Annotated in this window: 16 protein-coding genes; 8 read left to right on the top strand and 8 right to left on the bottom strand. The window is 59.8% G+C overall.

Features of this window, described 5'->3' with window-relative positions:
- Positions 1-56 precede the first annotated feature (56 nt).
- From V0R37_RS07955 to arsC, 4 genes are all read right to left on the bottom strand, one after another.
- Complete coding sequence (locus V0R37_RS07955) at positions 57-944, bottom strand: EamA family transporter (protein WP_420374018.1); 888 nt, start codon at positions 942-944, stop codon at positions 57-59.
- Between the two features lie 173 nt (positions 945-1,117).
- On the bottom strand, positions 1,118-1,426 hold the full coding sequence (locus V0R37_RS07950; protein WP_420374017.1) for an ArsR/SmtB family transcription factor: 309 nt from the start codon (positions 1,424-1,426) through the stop codon (positions 1,118-1,120).
- A 29-nt stretch (positions 1,427-1,455) separates the two neighbouring features.
- Positions 1,456-2,214 carry an arsenical resistance protein ArsH gene (gene arsH, locus V0R37_RS07945; RefSeq protein WP_420374016.1) on the bottom strand — a complete coding sequence of 253 codons (759 nt, stop codon included), beginning with the start codon at positions 2,212-2,214 and terminating at the stop codon, positions 1,456-1,458.
- Positions 2,215-2,281: 67 nt separating this feature from the next.
- Positions 2,282-2,707, bottom strand: a complete 426-nt coding sequence (gene arsC, locus V0R37_RS07940; protein WP_420374015.1) for an arsenate reductase (glutaredoxin) — start codon at positions 2,705-2,707, stop codon at positions 2,282-2,284.
- A gap of 40 nt (positions 2,708-2,747) precedes the next feature.
- Between arsC and V0R37_RS07935 the strand changes: the two genes are divergently transcribed.
- The 4 genes from V0R37_RS07935 to V0R37_RS07920 all read left to right on the top strand — a co-directional run bounded on the left by V0R37_RS07935 (position 2,748) and on the right by V0R37_RS07920 (position 5,624).
- Positions 2,748-3,089, top strand: a complete 342-nt coding sequence (locus V0R37_RS07935) for an ArsR/SmtB family transcription factor (protein ID WP_420374014.1) — start codon at positions 2,748-2,750, stop codon at positions 3,087-3,089.
- 59 nt (positions 3,090-3,148) lie between these two features.
- Positions 3,149-3,673 (top strand): arsenate reductase ArsC, encoded by a 525-nt coding sequence (locus V0R37_RS07930; protein ID WP_420374013.1) that lies wholly within the window; start codon positions 3,149-3,151, stop codon positions 3,671-3,673.
- A 90-nt stretch (positions 3,674-3,763) separates the two neighbouring features.
- Complete coding sequence (locus V0R37_RS07925; RefSeq protein ID WP_420374012.1) at positions 3,764-4,243, top strand: arsenate reductase ArsC; 480 nt, start codon at positions 3,764-3,766, stop codon at positions 4,241-4,243.
- 94 nt (positions 4,244-4,337) lie between these two features.
- A complete protein-coding gene (locus V0R37_RS07920) occupies positions 4,338-5,624 on the top strand; it encodes an arsenic transporter (RefSeq protein ID WP_420374011.1) in 1,287 nt (428 codons plus the stop codon).
- On the opposite strand, the gene V0R37_RS07915 is transcribed toward V0R37_RS07920, so the two are convergent.
- Together V0R37_RS07915 and V0R37_RS07910 are read right to left on the bottom strand one after the other, a co-directional pair.
- A complete protein-coding gene (locus V0R37_RS07915) occupies positions 5,625-6,704 on the bottom strand; it encodes an NAD(P)-dependent alcohol dehydrogenase (protein ID WP_420374010.1) in 1,080 nt (359 codons plus the stop codon).
- Between the two features lie 13 nt (positions 6,705-6,717).
- Complete coding sequence (locus V0R37_RS07910) at positions 6,718-7,842, bottom strand: MFS transporter (protein WP_420374045.1); 1,125 nt, start codon at positions 7,840-7,842, stop codon at positions 6,718-6,720.
- A 241-nt stretch (positions 7,843-8,083) separates the two neighbouring features.
- Here V0R37_RS07910 and V0R37_RS07905 point away from each other — a divergent pair, with 241 nt between their 5' ends.
- The gene (locus V0R37_RS07905; RefSeq protein ID WP_420374009.1) at positions 8,084-8,977 is read left to right on the top strand and encodes a LysR family transcriptional regulator; all 894 of its coding nucleotides are present in this window, start codon (positions 8,084-8,086) and stop codon (positions 8,975-8,977) included.
- 1 nt (position 8,978) lies between these two features.
- Here the strand turns inward: V0R37_RS07905 and V0R37_RS07900 are convergent, their stop codons facing one another.
- Positions 8,979-9,983: an SDR family oxidoreductase gene (locus V0R37_RS07900; protein ID WP_420374008.1), complete on the bottom strand. Its 1,005-nt coding sequence runs from the start codon at positions 9,981-9,983 to the stop codon at positions 8,979-8,981.
- Between the two features lie 179 nt (positions 9,984-10,162).
- On the opposite strand from V0R37_RS07900, the gene V0R37_RS07895 reads away from it, so the two are divergent.
- The 3 genes from V0R37_RS07895 to V0R37_RS07885 all read left to right on the top strand — a co-directional run bounded on the left by V0R37_RS07895 (position 10,163) and on the right by V0R37_RS07885 (position 12,517).
- Positions 10,163-11,110, top strand: coding sequence for a DnaJ C-terminal domain-containing protein (locus tag V0R37_RS07895; protein ID WP_420374007.1), 948 nt, complete (start codon positions 10,163-10,165; stop codon positions 11,108-11,110).
- Positions 11,107-11,439 (top strand): chaperone modulator CbpM, encoded by a 333-nt coding sequence (locus tag V0R37_RS07890; protein ID WP_420374006.1) that lies wholly within the window; start codon positions 11,107-11,109, stop codon positions 11,437-11,439. Before V0R37_RS07895 ends, V0R37_RS07890 begins: the two co-directional genes overlap by 4 nt.
- A gap of 190 nt (positions 11,440-11,629) precedes the next feature.
- A complete protein-coding gene (locus V0R37_RS07885; protein ID WP_420374005.1) occupies positions 11,630-12,517 on the top strand; it encodes an MBL fold metallo-hydrolase in 888 nt (295 codons plus the stop codon).
- Positions 12,518-12,523: 6 nt separating this feature from the next.
- On the opposite strand, the gene V0R37_RS07880 is transcribed toward V0R37_RS07885, so the two are convergent.
- The gene (locus V0R37_RS07880) at positions 12,524-13,399 is read right to left on the bottom strand and encodes a pirin family protein (RefSeq protein WP_420374004.1); all 876 of its coding nucleotides are present in this window, start codon (positions 13,397-13,399) and stop codon (positions 12,524-12,526) included.
- Positions 13,400-13,545 lie beyond the last annotated feature (146 nt).

Here is a 13,545-nt window from a genome sequence, read left to right as displayed (position 1 = left end):
CAATTTGGATGCCGGAGTCGCAAGCAGTTTGCGTTGACGGGCAAAGTATCGAGAGCTCACTTGTTAGGCCTGGCCACGCAAAGCGCGGCAAGCTTGTCGAACGGCACCAGAACGATAGCCAGGCCGACGAGGATGGCCGCCATGCCGGCAAGGCGTAAGTTCGTAAATTGTTCGCCGAACACGAATGCCGATGATGCCGCGCCGACACAGGGCGCAAGCAAGGCAAACGGCGTTACCGTTGCGGTTGGGTATGTCCGCAACAGCTTCCCCCATACGGCGTAAGCAAGCACCGTGGCCACCACGCCCAGGTACAGCGTAGATGCAATGGCTTGCCACGGAGCTGCCATCAGGGAGGATGGCAATGCGCCCCACTCCTCCGTCATTCCGGAAATGGCCAGGGCGGGAAGCGGCGGCACCAGACTGATCCAGACCACCAGATGGAGCATGTCCACTGGCGGAAGGCGCTTCAGAAGAATGTTCCCAATGCTCCAGCTCAGGGCTGAAGCCAGAACCAGCAACAGTCCGACGATAGTCAGTCCGTTGCCGACGGTCAGGCCGATCATGGCCAGGCCCGCCAGCCCGGAAATCATCCCGATCGACTCTCGGGCGGTGGGGCGCTCCTTCAGCACCAGCACCGCCAGCATCACCGTGAACATGCCTTGGGTTTGGCTGACAACCGATGCGAGCCCAGGAGGCATGCCATTGGCGATGCCGAAGAACTGAAGCAGGAACTGGCCGGTGAACAAGGTCAAGCCGATTCCAACCAGCCTATGGATTGGTACCTTGGGCCGAGGCAGCAGCAGCGCCGGCGCGCACGCAATAAGGAATCGCATTGCGGTTAGCTGAGGCGGCGAGAAACTTCCAAGCGCGATCTTGGTCGCTACGTAAGCCAGTCCCCAGATACAGGCGGCGCAGACAGCCAGGAAGATATGGAAAGGTCTCATGTTGCTGCTCCTGTTTTTTCCGATTTCAGCGCCAGCCAGAGCCATGCTATTAAAACTAATATACTAGTTTTATAGTTTTAATAGGCGATAAAAAGATCAGAAAGCGATATAGATGAAAAGGCTGAGGGTCATGGACGGCACACCCATGATGAAGCAAAGCCCGCACAGGGTTTTCACGACGAAAATACAGGCAGCGCCACACCCTTGCAGCAGTCTTTCTTGACAAAGATCAGCAGCTCGTTCAGGGCATCGAAGTTTGCCGCACACGTGATGGTTCGGCCTTCCTTTCTCTGGCTTACAAGCTTCGAGCGTACCAACTCACGCAGGTGAAAACTCAAAGTGGAGGCAGGGATATCGAGCATCGATGCGATCTGGCCAATCGCCAATCCTTCGGAACCGGCCTTTACCAGCGCCTGGAAGATTTCCAGGCGATTGATATGACCCAGCGCCGCAAAGCGGCCCGCGTAGATTTCAGTTTTCATCCCGTTATTATAACTATATTCGTAGTTATCTAGTTTTTTATCGTTTCCGCTTCCTGCTCCATGGCGCGTTCCGCCAAGCGGGCGACCTCTGCGGCCACGCCCTTGCGTTCGCTGTAGCGATTGGTCAGGTAGTCGCTGCGATCCCGGACCAGCAAGGTGAACTTGATAAGCTCCTCCATCACATCGACGACACGGTCGTAGTACGGCGAGGGTTTCATGCGCCCGCTTTCATCAAATTCCTGGTAGGCCTTGGCCACCGACGATTGATTGGGAATCGTGACCATGCGCATCCAGCGCCCAAGTACGCGTAGCGCATTTACCGCGTTAAAGGACTGAGAGCCGCCGCTGACCTGCATCACAGCCAGGCTGCGGCCTTGTGTCGGGCGCACGCTTCCCTCTTCCAGGGGCAGCCAATCAATCTGGCTCTTGAATACCCCCGTCAAGGTGCCATGGCGTTCGGGACTGCACCATACCTGCCCTTCCGACCAGTTTGACAAGGCCCGCAGTTCGGCGACCTTGGGGTGGTCGGGGGCAACGCTGTCGGGCATTGGTAGGCCATGCGGGTCGAAAATTCTGGTTTCCGCGCCCAGGCGGGTCAGGATGCGCGCCGCTTCTTCTGTAAGAAGTCTGCTGTACGAGCGTTCGCGCAACGAGCCGTAAAGCAAAAGAATGCGGGGCGGATGCATTGCCCCGCTCTGCAAGAAAAGCTTGTCGTGAGTGGGCGTATCCAATAGGGCCTCATCGACCATGGGCAGGGTCAAATCGTCGGGTGAAAAATAGGTGGACATCAATGTTCTCGGGCAAATAGAAGAAAGCTGAGCGTGCCAAATGATTTTATTTGGAATTCCTTGACGGTCAGCGCAGCCGTTGGCCGCGCTCGTCAATGACAAGTTCGCCATCTTCCTTCGTAAATGGACCTTGCTGCGGTTCCGGAAGAATGCCCAAAACCATCTCCGAAGGCCTGCATAAACGTACCCCCAGTGGCGTTACAACAAAGGGGCGATTCATCAGGATGGGATGCTCTTGCATCGCGTCAAGCAGTTGCGCGTCTGTGAGCGCCGTATCATCCAGGCCCAATTCCATGAACGGAGTGCCTTTTTCGCGCAGTGCCTGGCGCACCGTCAAACCGGCGCGTTGAATCAGATCGGCAAGCGCTTCACGTGATGGCGGCGTTTTCAAGTATTCGATTACGGTGGGTTCTATACCGGCATTGCGGATCAAACCCAGCGTGTTGCGCGAAGTCCCGCAGGCGGGATTATGGTAAATCGTGATGTTGCTCATGGGGATTCCTTAATTTCGACATTTCGAGTATTATTGATCAATGGAAACGAAAAGTATAGTCCGCGCCCTAGCCGCCATCGCCCACGAGTCCCGCCTGGAGGCCTATCGCTGCTTGGTGCAAGCCGGTCCAGCCGGATTGCCGGCTGGGCAGCTCTCGGAGCTGCTTGGCATTGCGCCCTCTTCACTCTCTTTTCATCTGAAGGAATTGGTCAATGCCGGACTGTTGTCATCCCGTCAAGAAGGACGTTTTGTCTTTTACTCAGCCGAGTACAAAGCCATGAATTTGCTTCTGGCCTACCTTACCGAGAACTGCTGCGGCGGAAACCCATGCTCGCCGGTAAGTCTTGGCACCTGTACGGGTGTTCAGAAATCCCGCTCCTAGCCACTCACTTCTGTACTGGCCGCTAAGCCGGCAACACTCAACCGAGGAACTTCTGCACCATGTCGGATAAAGCCTACAACACCCTGTTTCTATGTACAGGTAACTCGGCACGCAGCATCATGGCTGAAGTGCTGCTTAATTCTTTTGGCCATGATCGCTTTAAAGCATACAGCGCTGGCAGCCGCCCTGGCGCCCATGTAAACCCGCTTACCATCGAAGTTCTTCAGTCGGCGCGCCTGCCGGTTGATGGTTTGCGCAGCAAAAGCTGGGATGAGTTCGCTCGACCGGAGGCGCCGAAAATGGATTTTGTGATCACCCTCTGCGATAGCGCGGCCGGGGAAGAATGTCCACTATGGCCTGGCCAACCGATTACCGCGCACTGGGGCTTTGAAGATCCGTCAGCTTGCAAGGGAAGCACCGAAGAACAGCGAGGCCGCTTCGACAAGATTTTTCGCCAAATCGCAAACCGGATCAAGATTTTCAATAGCCTGCCGTTGACGACACTGGATCGTGTGGCGATCAAACGCGAACTCGATGCACTGGGCAATCAAACCACTCAATCAGGCGCCGTCGCTACTGAATAATTCCGCTGCACCCGTGGGGTAGTTCAGCGCGGGCCTCTCGCGCGGGCTAGCCTTCCCAGCGCCGGCTCCATCTTATTTTGTATCGCATATATGAATATCCTTTTCCTGTGCACAGGTAATTCCTGCCGGTCTATCTTGGCCGAAGCAACTTTTAATCATCTTGCTCCGGCAGGCTGGAAGGCCATGAGCGCTGGCAGCCATCCCACAGGCCAGGTGCATCCCCGGTCGTTGGCGCTGCTCGGGCGCGAAGGCATTGCGGCTGATGGCTACTTCAGCAAGCTCTGGGATAAGCTGCCGCTTACTCCGGATGTCGTCGTCACTGTTTGCGCCAGTGCCGCGGGCGAAACCTGCCCCGCGTACCTGGGCCCGGTCATACGGACTCATTGGGGCGTCGAGGATCCTGCCCACGCAACGGGCACCGACGAAGAGATCGATGCGGCGTTCAATACCGCGTATCGCATTCTGCGCACCCGTATTGAAGCATTCCTGGCGTTGCCGCTAACTGACTTGAAAAGCGATCCGGCACGCTTTAAGAGCGAACTGGATCGCATAGGCGGCCTTCTTCCTTAACGCATTGCCTACCCGCGTTTTGTGAACCGACGCTTTCATCTTCGGTGCCCTCTGCCCAGGGCGCCTTCCCGTTTGTTGTAAAGAGAGACCTCACGTGCTTGCTGCGCTATCGATTTTTATTGTCACCATCGTTCTGGTTATCTGGCAGCCACGCGGCTTGAACATAGGTTGGAGCGCCGTCATCGGCGCCGTGCTGGCGCTGGCCTTTGGGGTGGTCGGCTTTAGCGACATACCTGTTGTCTGGCAGATAGTCTGGAACGCAACCGGCACGTTCGTGGCCATCATTATTATCAGTCTGCTGCTGGATGAAGCCGGTTTTTTCGAATGGACGGCGCTGCACGTCGCCAAGTGGGGCGGTGGGCGCGGCCGTCGCTTATTCGCATTGATTGTCTTGCTGGGCGCCGCGGTGTCCGCGTTCTTTGCCAATGACGGCGCCGCCTTGATTTTGACGCCTATCGTCATGGCCATGCTTTTGGCGTTGGGGTTCAGCCCAGCGGCCACACTGGCCTTCGTCATGGCGGCAGGCTTTATTGCCGACACGGGCAGCTTGCCGTTCATCGTCTCCAACCTTGTCAACATCGTATCCGCGGATTTTTTCGATATCAGCTTTGCCCGCTACGCCGCAGTCATGGTTCCCGTCAACATGGTCTCCGTTGCAGCCACTTTGCTGGTTCTCCTGCTGTATTTTCACCGCAGTATTCCGGTTCGCTACGACGACAGCCAGCTTAAGCAGCCGAAAGCGGCGATTCGAGATCTGGCGACCTTTCGTGCGGGCTGGGTCGTGCTGGGGCTGCTGCTGATCAGCTTTTTTACCCTTGAGGGATTCGGCATACCGGTCAGTGCCATCGCCGCACTGGGGGCATTGGCGTTGCTCGTCGTCGCAGGCCGCGGCCATGTCATCGGCACACGCAAGGTGCTGCGTGAAGCGCCCTGGTCCATCGTGATTTTTTCCTTGGGTATGTATCTGGTTGTCTATGGCATGCGAAATGCCGGGCTGACGGAAATGATCGCGGCTTTGCTGGACTATTTGGCTGGCCACGGCTTATGGGCGGCCACCCTGGGCACAGGCGTGCTGACCGCCCTGCTCTCGTCCATCATGAACAACATGCCTACCGTCCTGGTGGGTGCGCTTTCGATCGATGCCAGCCAGGCAAGCGGAGCAATCAAGGAAGCCATGATCTATGCCAATGTCATCGGCAGCGACCTGGGTCCCAAGATCACCCCTATCGGCAGCCTGGCAACGCTGCTGTGGCTGCACGTCCTGGCGCGCAAGGGAATGACCATCACCTGGGGATACTACTTTCGGGTTGGCATCGTGCTGACATTGCCTGTGCTGCTCGTTACCCTGGCGGCGCTTGCCGTACGCCTGGGCCTGTCATGATCACTCCATACGCGCGGCGCCGGAATCCCGCGCGGCTGCCAGCGTCGCGTTGTCGATGACAAAGCGGTACTTCACGTCGCCTTTGAGCATGCGTTCGTAGGCTTCGTTGACCTCATCGGCGCGGATCATCTCGATATCCGCAACGATGCCGCGTTCGGCGCAGAAGTCCAGCATTTCTTGCGTCTCGGGGATGCCGCCGATCATCGATCCCGCCAGGCTGCGGCGCTTCGTGATCAGGCTGAACACGTCGGGCGAAGGATGCGGCGTGGCCGGGGCACCAACCAGAGCCATCGTGCCATCGCGCTTGAGCAACGCGAAGAAGGCGTCCAGATCGTGCGGCGCGGCGACGGTATTGAGGATGAAGTCGAAACTCTTGGCATGCGCCGCCATTTCGTCGGCATTGCGCGAGACCACGACCTCGTCCGCTCCCAGAGCCGTAGCCGCCTCGCGCTTGGATACCGAGGTGGTGAAAGCGACCACATGCGCACCCATGGCGTGCGCCAGCTTGATGCCCATGTGTCCCAGGCCGCCGATGCCGACCACGCCCACTTTGTGGCCGGGCCCCACCTTCCAGTGGCGCAGCGGCGAATACGTGGTGATGCCCGCGCACAGCAGAGGGGCCACGGCGGCCAATTGAACCTCGGGGTGGCGGATGCGCAGCACATAGCGTTCATGCACGACGATGCGCTGCGAATAGCCGCCCAGCGTATGGCCGGGAGCGTCCGCTGTGGGGCCGTTATACGTGCCAACCATGTGATCGCAATAGTTCTCCAGCCCGTCGGCGCAGTCCCCGCAGTGCCGACAGCTATCGACGATGCAGCCGACCCCGACCAGATCGCCCGTCGCAAACCCCGACACCTGCGCGCCCACGGCGGTGACACGGCCGACAATCTCATGCCCCGGCACGCAGGGAAACAGGGTGCCGGCCCATTCGGAACGCACTTGGTGAAGGTCGGAATGGCAAACGCCGCAGTAGGCAATGTCGATTTGCACATCGTGCTCGCCCGGCGCGCGCCGGGTAATGTCCATGGATTCGAGAGGCTGATCTCCCGCATGGGCGCCGTAGGCTTTGATGGTCATGGTGGAAAAACTCCTATATCGATTGGAAAGAGCGCGAGGTCAGCATGGCAAGCAATGCCGCTGCCAGCAATACGATTGCCGCCGCGACGAAGGTGGCGCGATAGCCGCTTCCATCGAACAGCATACCCCCAATGGTGGAGCCCAGCGCAATGGAAAGTTGAACCATGGCCACCATCAGGCCGCCGCCGGCTTCGGCATCCTTGGGCAGCGACGCGGCCAGCCACGACCACCACCCGACCGGAGCGGCCGTTCCCACCAGGCCCCACAGGCCAAGCAGAACAAACGCCATCGTCACCGAGTCGCCAAAGGCAATCAAGGCCAGACTGATGGCGGCCATCGACAGCGGGATGGCCACCAGCGTGCGATACATGCCCTTCTTCAAGAAGCCCCCGATGAACATCGTACCGATAAAACCGGCAAGGCCGATCGCCAGCAGAATCATCGACAGCGTTGACAAGTCCACGCGGGTGACGGTCTCCAGGAAGGGCCGCACATAGGTAAACAGCATGAACTGCCCCATGAAGAACGTGCCGACTGCCAGCATGCCCAGAACGATCAAACGGTTCTGGAACAGCCCGAGGACATTTCCCGAACCCGCCATGCGCGGTGCAGCCTTCATGGAAGGCAAGCTGAACCATTGCCATGCCAGGGCGATCAGCGCCACGGGCACGAGGCAAAGGAAGGCGCCGCGCCAGCCGATGACACCGCCGAGATAACTTCCCAGTGGGGCCGCCACCACGGCTGCCAGCGCATTGCCGCCGTTGAAGATGGCCAGCGCCTTGGGCACCTTGTCGGCCGGCACCAGCCGCATGGCCAGCGCCGCCGACATGGACCAGAACCCGCCGACCACCACGCCGATCAGCGCGCGGCCGAGCATGTAGGTCATATAGTTGGGCGACAGCCCGATGATCAGGCCCGAAATACCCATCAGCCCCGTCAACAGCAGCAACAGGCTTTTACGGTTCATGGAGCCCGCGAGCGTTGACATGAAAAGACTGGTCAGCACCGCGAAGGCGCCGGAGATGGCAATGCCATAGCCCGCCCAGCCTTCTCCGACCTGCAGATCGGAGGCGATGGGCGTCAGCAAGCTGACGGGCATGAATTCTGAAGCGATCAGCGTGAACACGCACAGCGTCATCGCGAAAATGCCGCTCCAGTATGCGGATTGATGTTCGAACTGATGACGGGCGGGCTTGTTGCCCGCCGAAATCTCGGAAACTGAAGTATTCATGGAACGTTTATGCCAGGTTTTGGGTGAAGAACGAGGCCAGCTCATCGGTAATGAACAATAGCGGCCCCTTCATGCAGACATCTTGACGTATCTATGGCGTTCTGATTAGTGGGTGCAATCCGGATGCGGTTGTGAGAAAATTTCATTAATGAAACACAACAAAGTCAATGACCTGCAAGCCTTCGTGGCCGTGGCTCGAGACCGCAGCTTTACCAAAGCGGCAGCAAAGCTGGGCATTACGCCTTCCGCGCTTAGCCATGCGATGCGGGCGCTTGAAGAGCGGCTCGGGGTGCGCCTATTGGCGCGCTCCACCCGCAATGTGGCGCCTACTGAAGCGGGAGACAGGCTGATGCGCTCGATCGCGCCGCTTTTCGATCAGATCAGCGCGGAGCTCGAGACGTTGAGTGAATGGCGAGACACGCCAAGGGGCACCATCCGCATTACCTGCACGGACGATCAAATCGAGCTGTGCATACGGCCCAGGCTGGCGCAATTCCTGAAAGACTATCCCGACATCACTCTGGAATTCTATGTGGACTATGGGTTCACCAATGTCATCGAGGAGCGTTTCGACGCTGGCATACGCCTGGGTGAAGCGATTGGCAAGGATATGATCGCGGCTCGCATCGGGCCGGATTGGCGTTTGGCCGTGGTCGGATCCCCTGCTTATTTCAATCGGAATCCGCCCCCAAAGACGCCTCATGATTTGACCCGTCATGATTGCGTCAATATTCGGCATCGGCCGGCCGGCGCCATTTACGCGTGGGAGTTCGAAAAGGACGGCCAGGCCTTTACCGTCAAAGTCGAAGGGCAACTGGTCTTCAACAGCATCATGCATGTCCTTAACGCCGCTGTGGACGGAATCGGCTTGGCCTACGTGCCTGAAGAGCTGGTCGCGCCTTATTTGGCCGATGGCCGGCTCAAAGAGGTCCTTCCCGACTGGTGCCCCTATTTCCAGGGCTACCACTTGTACTATCCGAACAGGCGCCAGGCCTCCCCGGCCTTCTCGGCCTTTGTCGAAGCGCTCCGGTATCGCGGCTAGGCTAGCTCCCCGGCGAGCCCGTAACCGGAAGGACGATGCCGGTGATATAGCTCGAGCAGGCGGCAGAGGCCAGAAATACATAGGCGGGCGAAAGCTCCTCGGGTTGCGCGGGCCTGCCCAGAGCCGTTTTACTGCCGAATGACTTGACTTTTTCGGCCGGCTTATCGGCGGGGTTCAGCGGCGTCCACACCGGCCCCGGCGCCACGGCATTGACCCGTATCCCCTTCTTCGCCAGATTGGCGGCCAAAGACATGGTGAATGCGTGGATGGCCCCTTTCGTCGTGGAATAGTCCAGCAGCTCGGCATTGCCGCTCAATCCGGTGACCGACCCGGTATTGATGATGGCCCCTCCTTCCTTCAAATGGCCCAGAGCCGCCCGGGCCATGTGGAAGTATCCGTAAACATTGGTACGCATGGTTTCATCGAACCGTTCATCGGTGATGTCCTCCAGCGTCGATGCATGTTCCTGGAACGCGGCATTGTTGACCAGGACATCCAGCTTGCCGAAGGCCTGCACTGTTTGCGACACGGCATCGCGGCAAAAGCCGGCGTCCTTCACATCCCCCGCGATCAGCAGGCAGCGTTTTCCTTCGGCCTCGACGCAGCGCTGCGTTTCCCTGGCGTCTTCGTGCTCGTCCAGGTAGACCACCGCCACATCGGCCCCTTCCCGCGCGAACAGCACGGAGACCGCCCTCCCTATCCCCGAATCCCCGCCGGTGATGATCGCGGAGAGTCCTTCCAGCTTGCCGCTGCCCTTGTATGCGGGCGCCTGGAACTGCGGAGCGAGTATCAGGTCCTTCTCGTTGCCGGGTTTTTCAAGATGCTGGGCGGGCAGCGGAGGTTCGGGGTGCTCCCGCGCGCCCGTCTGGACGGCGCCGCCGCCCTGGCTCGCCCCTCCTTTGCCGGATTGCCCGGCGTCCTTTTGTTCCTGTTCTCGCTGTATGGCGCGCTGCTGTTCCACTGTCTGCTCGGCGCCGCGCTCATTGCTGTCCTGGTTCTGGCCCATGAAGTCGCTCCTCGATCTGGATGTTCACCTTGGTGATGCCAGCAAATCGCAGGCCCGGTCGCGATGCGGCGTGCGCCGTCCTTGGCGGCGGCGCTGGCGCAATCGGCATCCAGGCGCGACAATTGCTGTAGCCAAGCCGGCCGATGCTCGGCCCTGTTCGCGCCATCGCGGGAGTTTCAATGAAATATGTTGATTACTATCAGATTCTGGGGATTGAGCGCAACGCCACCCAGGCCGACATAAAGAAGGCCTATCGCAAGCTGGCCCATCAGCATCATCCCGATGTATCCAAGGAAGCGGGGGCCGAAGACAAGTTCAAGCAGGTGGCCGAAGCCTATGCCACGTTGAAAGATCCTGAAAAGCGCGCCGCCTACGATGCGCTGGGCGCCCGGCCCCAAGGCGAAGACTTCGTGCCGCCGCGCGAATGGCGGGACTATTTCCACGAGGCGCCGCAAGACTTCGACGATGTGGACCTGGCGGATCTCCTTGCGGCGTTCGCGGCGGCGCAGGCCGGCGGACGGCAAGGCCAGGCACGGCGGCCCTTGCATGGGCAGGACTTCGAGATGGTGTTGCCGGTAAGTCTTGAGCAGATTTATAGCGGCGCGGAAACCGACATCAGTGTCGCGGTGCCGGATTACGACGCACAAGGCCTGCTGCACCGCGTGCCCCGGACGTACAGGGTCCGCATACCGAAAGGCGCCGCCGACGGCCAGCGCCTGCGCCTCCCGGGCAAAGGCGGTAGCGGGCTGCATGGCGGCAAGCCGGGCGATCTTTACCTGGTCATGCAAATCAGTCCGCACACGCTTTACCGCTTGGACAAGCGCGATCTGCATCTGGATCTTCCGCTCAGTCCCTGGGAAGCCGTGCTGGGAGGAAAGGTCCAGGTCCCTACGCTGGGAGGGCCGGTGGAAATGACCATACCGCCGGGAACGGTGGCCGATCGCAAACTGCGCCTGGCCAAAAGAGGCATGCCAGACGCCAGCGGGGCACAAGGCGACCTGTACGTTACCGTGCGTATCGACGTACCCCGCACGCCCACCGAACAGGAGCGCGAACTGTTCAGCCAGCTTGCCTCCGTCTCGCGTTACGACCCTCGCGCGCAACTGAATTCAGGGAAGCAGCCATGACTATTCGAACTGTAGAAGCCGTATGGTTGAACACATCCGATATCTGCTCGCTGGAACACATCATGGAGGTATCGGGGCTTGCCCGCGACGACATCCTGAACTTGATCGAAACAGGCATCCTGACGCCGTCCAACGATGATCCGCACAACTATTTTTTTCACACCGAGTGCATCGTCGTGGCGCGTACGGCCCGCCGGCTGCGCGACGACTTCGAACTGGATGAGCAGGGCCTGGCGATAGCGATGAGGCTGCTTGGGCGCATCAAGGATCTGGAGAGCGAACTGGCCAGCTTGCGCAGCCGCGTACGGCCTTTTACCCGGCAGCCTTAACGCCGGATTTCCAGTGCGCAAGCGATTTGCCCGCTACACTTGTGCTCTCACTTCTTACCGAGGCATCGTCATGGCACAAAACCATTCCTCAAGCGTCCGCCGTTTTTTTGTGGGCGCCCTGATTGCGGCCGCCGCTGTGGGCACCGTATCGATACCGGTGGTTGCAGAGGCGCAAGCACCCGCCTAGCTCATGAGCCAGGTTCCGGGATACTACCGCATGGCGCTGGGCGGAATTGAGGTCACCGCGCTGTACGACGGACACGTTTCATTGAATCCCGGGATTCTGAAAGGCGCAAGCCAGGAAACCATCCAAGACTTGCTGGCCCGCATGTTCGTCCCGCTTTCTTCGGATGGCGTCCAGACCGCGGTAAATGGCTTTCTGATCAATACCGGGAAAAACCTTATTCTGGTCGATGCCGGCGCCGCCAAGTGTTTCGGACCCACGCTGGGCGCCATCACCGGCAATATCCGCGCCGCGGGATACGAGGCCGACCAGATCGATACGGTATTGCTGACCCATTTGCATGGCGACCATGCCTGTGGCTTGAGCGCCGACGGCAAGGCGGCCTTTCCCAATGCCACGGTATATGTGGCGCAGGAAGAGGCCGCCTTTTGGCTGAATCCGGATGTGGCGGCGAAAGCGCCGGCCGATGCGCAACCTTTCTTCAAGATGGCCCAGGCATCGGTCGCGCCTTATGTTGCAACGGGCAAGCTGAAGAAATTCAAGGCCGGAAATACCGTCATGCCCGGCGTCGTATCGGTGCCGCTGCACGGCCATACGCCGGGACATGGCGGATATCTGTTCGGGTCGGAGCAACAAAAACTGCTGATCTGGGGCGATGTGATCCATAGCCACGCCGTGCAATTTTCGCACCCCGAAGTGTCCATCGAATTCGATGTCGATCAGCCGCAAGCCGTTGCGAGCCGCAAGAAGGTGCTTGAGCAGGCCAGCGGCGAAAAGCTATGGATTGCCGGCGCCCACCTGCCCTTTCCCGGGCTGGGCCACGTCCGGCGCGATGCCGCGGGCTATGCGTGGGTGCCCGCCGAATATTCCCCCTTGCCTGAGGCGGCAAAATGACGGGACTCAGGCCACCGTCTGCGGCAGCGGGATGAATTCGGCATTGTCCTGGGTGGGCAGCGCAATGCGGCCGGCGGTCCAGTCGGCCTTGGCCTGCTCTATGCGATCCTTGCGCGAGGACACGAAATTCCACCAGATATGGCGGGGGCCCAAGGGCTCGCCGCCCAGCAGCATAATCCGGGTGGCTTCCAGGGCGGTAAGGTACGGCGCTCCGCCCGCCGCGAAGACCGCCATCTGTCCCGAACGGTATTGGACGCCGTCGATGTCGACACGGCCTTGCGCCACGTAGGCGGCGCGCTCGGCGTATCCGGAAGGCAGCTCCAGCCTTGCGCCAGGCTTCAATTCCGCATGCAGGTAGAACAGCGGCGAATGCACTTTGGCCGGGCTTTGTACGCCGTAGGCGCTGCCCGCGATGATGCGGCCGCTTACGCCCGCTTCGTTGAAGGCAGGCAGCGCGTCGGCGGCATAGTGGTCGAAGGCCGGGTCGTCCTCTTCGTTGTCTTCAGGCAAGGCAACCCAGGCCTGGATGCCGTCGATGCGGCCGCCGCCCTGGCGCATGCCGTCGAAACGTTCGGAATGGCTGATTCCCGACCCTGCCGTCATCCAGTTCAATGCCCCGGGCAGGATGTCCTGCTGGACGCCCAGGCTGTCGCGATGGGTCATCTGCCCTTCGAACAGATAGGTAACCGTGGACAGTCCGATATGCGGATGCGGGCGGACATCTATCTGCTCGGAAACGGGAGCGGGCAGGTCGTGCGGGCCCATGCGGTCGAAGAAAATGAATGGCCCCACCATCCGGCGCTGGCGGTAGGGCAGGACGCGCCCCACCTCGAAGCCTCCGCCGATATCATGGACGCGTGTGTCGATAACCTGGTCGAGCATCGTGTTAACCTCATTCAAACATTATTGAAGGCCAGCCGCTTGGGCAAAAAACCCCGCCGTCTTGACCTGTATCAAGACGCCTGCCCCGATTTGGCGTTTAAATGAAGCATAGGGCATTGCCGCTTTCACGACAACAATGCCGATTA

It is taken from the genome of Pollutimonas rozaliensis (assembly GCF_048751585.1).
In the GTDB taxonomy this organism is placed as follows: domain Bacteria; phylum Pseudomonadota; class Gammaproteobacteria; order Burkholderiales; family Burkholderiaceae_B.
Note: the sequence above shows the minus strand (reverse complement) of the source record. Positions and strands in the feature narration are given on the sequence as shown.

Excerpts from the sequence above, each read along its gene's own strand:
- V0R37_RS07925 (WP_420374012.1), top strand. The coding sequence starts at position 3,764 with ATGAATATCCTTTTCCTGTGCACAGGTAATTCCTGCCGGTCTATCTTG.
- V0R37_RS07955 (WP_420374018.1), bottom strand. The coding sequence starts at position 944 with ATGAGACCTTTCCATATCTTCCTGGCTGTCTGCGCCGCCTGTATCTGG.
- V0R37_RS07930 (WP_420374013.1), top strand. The coding sequence starts at position 3,149 with ATGTCGGATAAAGCCTACAACACCCTGTTTCTATGTACAGGTAACTCG.
- V0R37_RS07935 (WP_420374014.1), top strand. The coding sequence starts at position 2,748 with ATGGAAACGAAAAGTATAGTCCGCGCCCTAGCCGCCATCGCCCACGAG.
- V0R37_RS07905 (WP_420374009.1), top strand. The coding sequence starts at position 8,084 with ATGAAACACAACAAAGTCAATGACCTGCAAGCCTTCGTGGCCGTGGCT.
- V0R37_RS07950 (WP_420374017.1), bottom strand. The coding sequence starts at position 1,426 with ATGAAAACTGAAATCTACGCGGGCCGCTTTGCGGCGCTGGGTCATATC.
- V0R37_RS07915 (WP_420374010.1), bottom strand. The coding sequence starts at position 6,704 with ATGACCATCAAAGCCTACGGCGCCCATGCGGGAGATCAGCCTCTCGAA.
- V0R37_RS07900 (WP_420374008.1), bottom strand. The coding sequence starts at position 9,983 with ATGGGCCAGAACCAGGACAGCAATGAGCGCGGCGCCGAGCAGACAGTG.
- arsH (WP_420374016.1), bottom strand. The coding sequence starts at position 2,214 with ATGTCCACCTATTTTTCACCCGACGATTTGACCCTGCCCATGGTCGAT.
- V0R37_RS07910 (WP_420374045.1), bottom strand. The coding sequence starts at position 7,842 with ATGACGCTGTGCGTGTTCACGCTGATCGCTTCAGAATTCATGCCCGTC.
- V0R37_RS07885 (WP_420374005.1), top strand. The coding sequence starts at position 11,630 with ATGAGCCAGGTTCCGGGATACTACCGCATGGCGCTGGGCGGAATTGAG.
- V0R37_RS07895 (WP_420374007.1), top strand. The coding sequence starts at position 10,163 with ATGAAATATGTTGATTACTATCAGATTCTGGGGATTGAGCGCAACGCC.
- V0R37_RS07880 (WP_420374004.1), bottom strand. The coding sequence starts at position 13,399 with ATGCTCGACCAGGTTATCGACACACGCGTCCATGATATCGGCGGAGGC.
- arsC (WP_420374015.1), bottom strand. The coding sequence starts at position 2,707 with ATGAGCAACATCACGATTTACCATAATCCCGCCTGCGGGACTTCGCGC.
- V0R37_RS07890 (WP_420374006.1), top strand. The coding sequence starts at position 11,107 with ATGACTATTCGAACTGTAGAAGCCGTATGGTTGAACACATCCGATATC.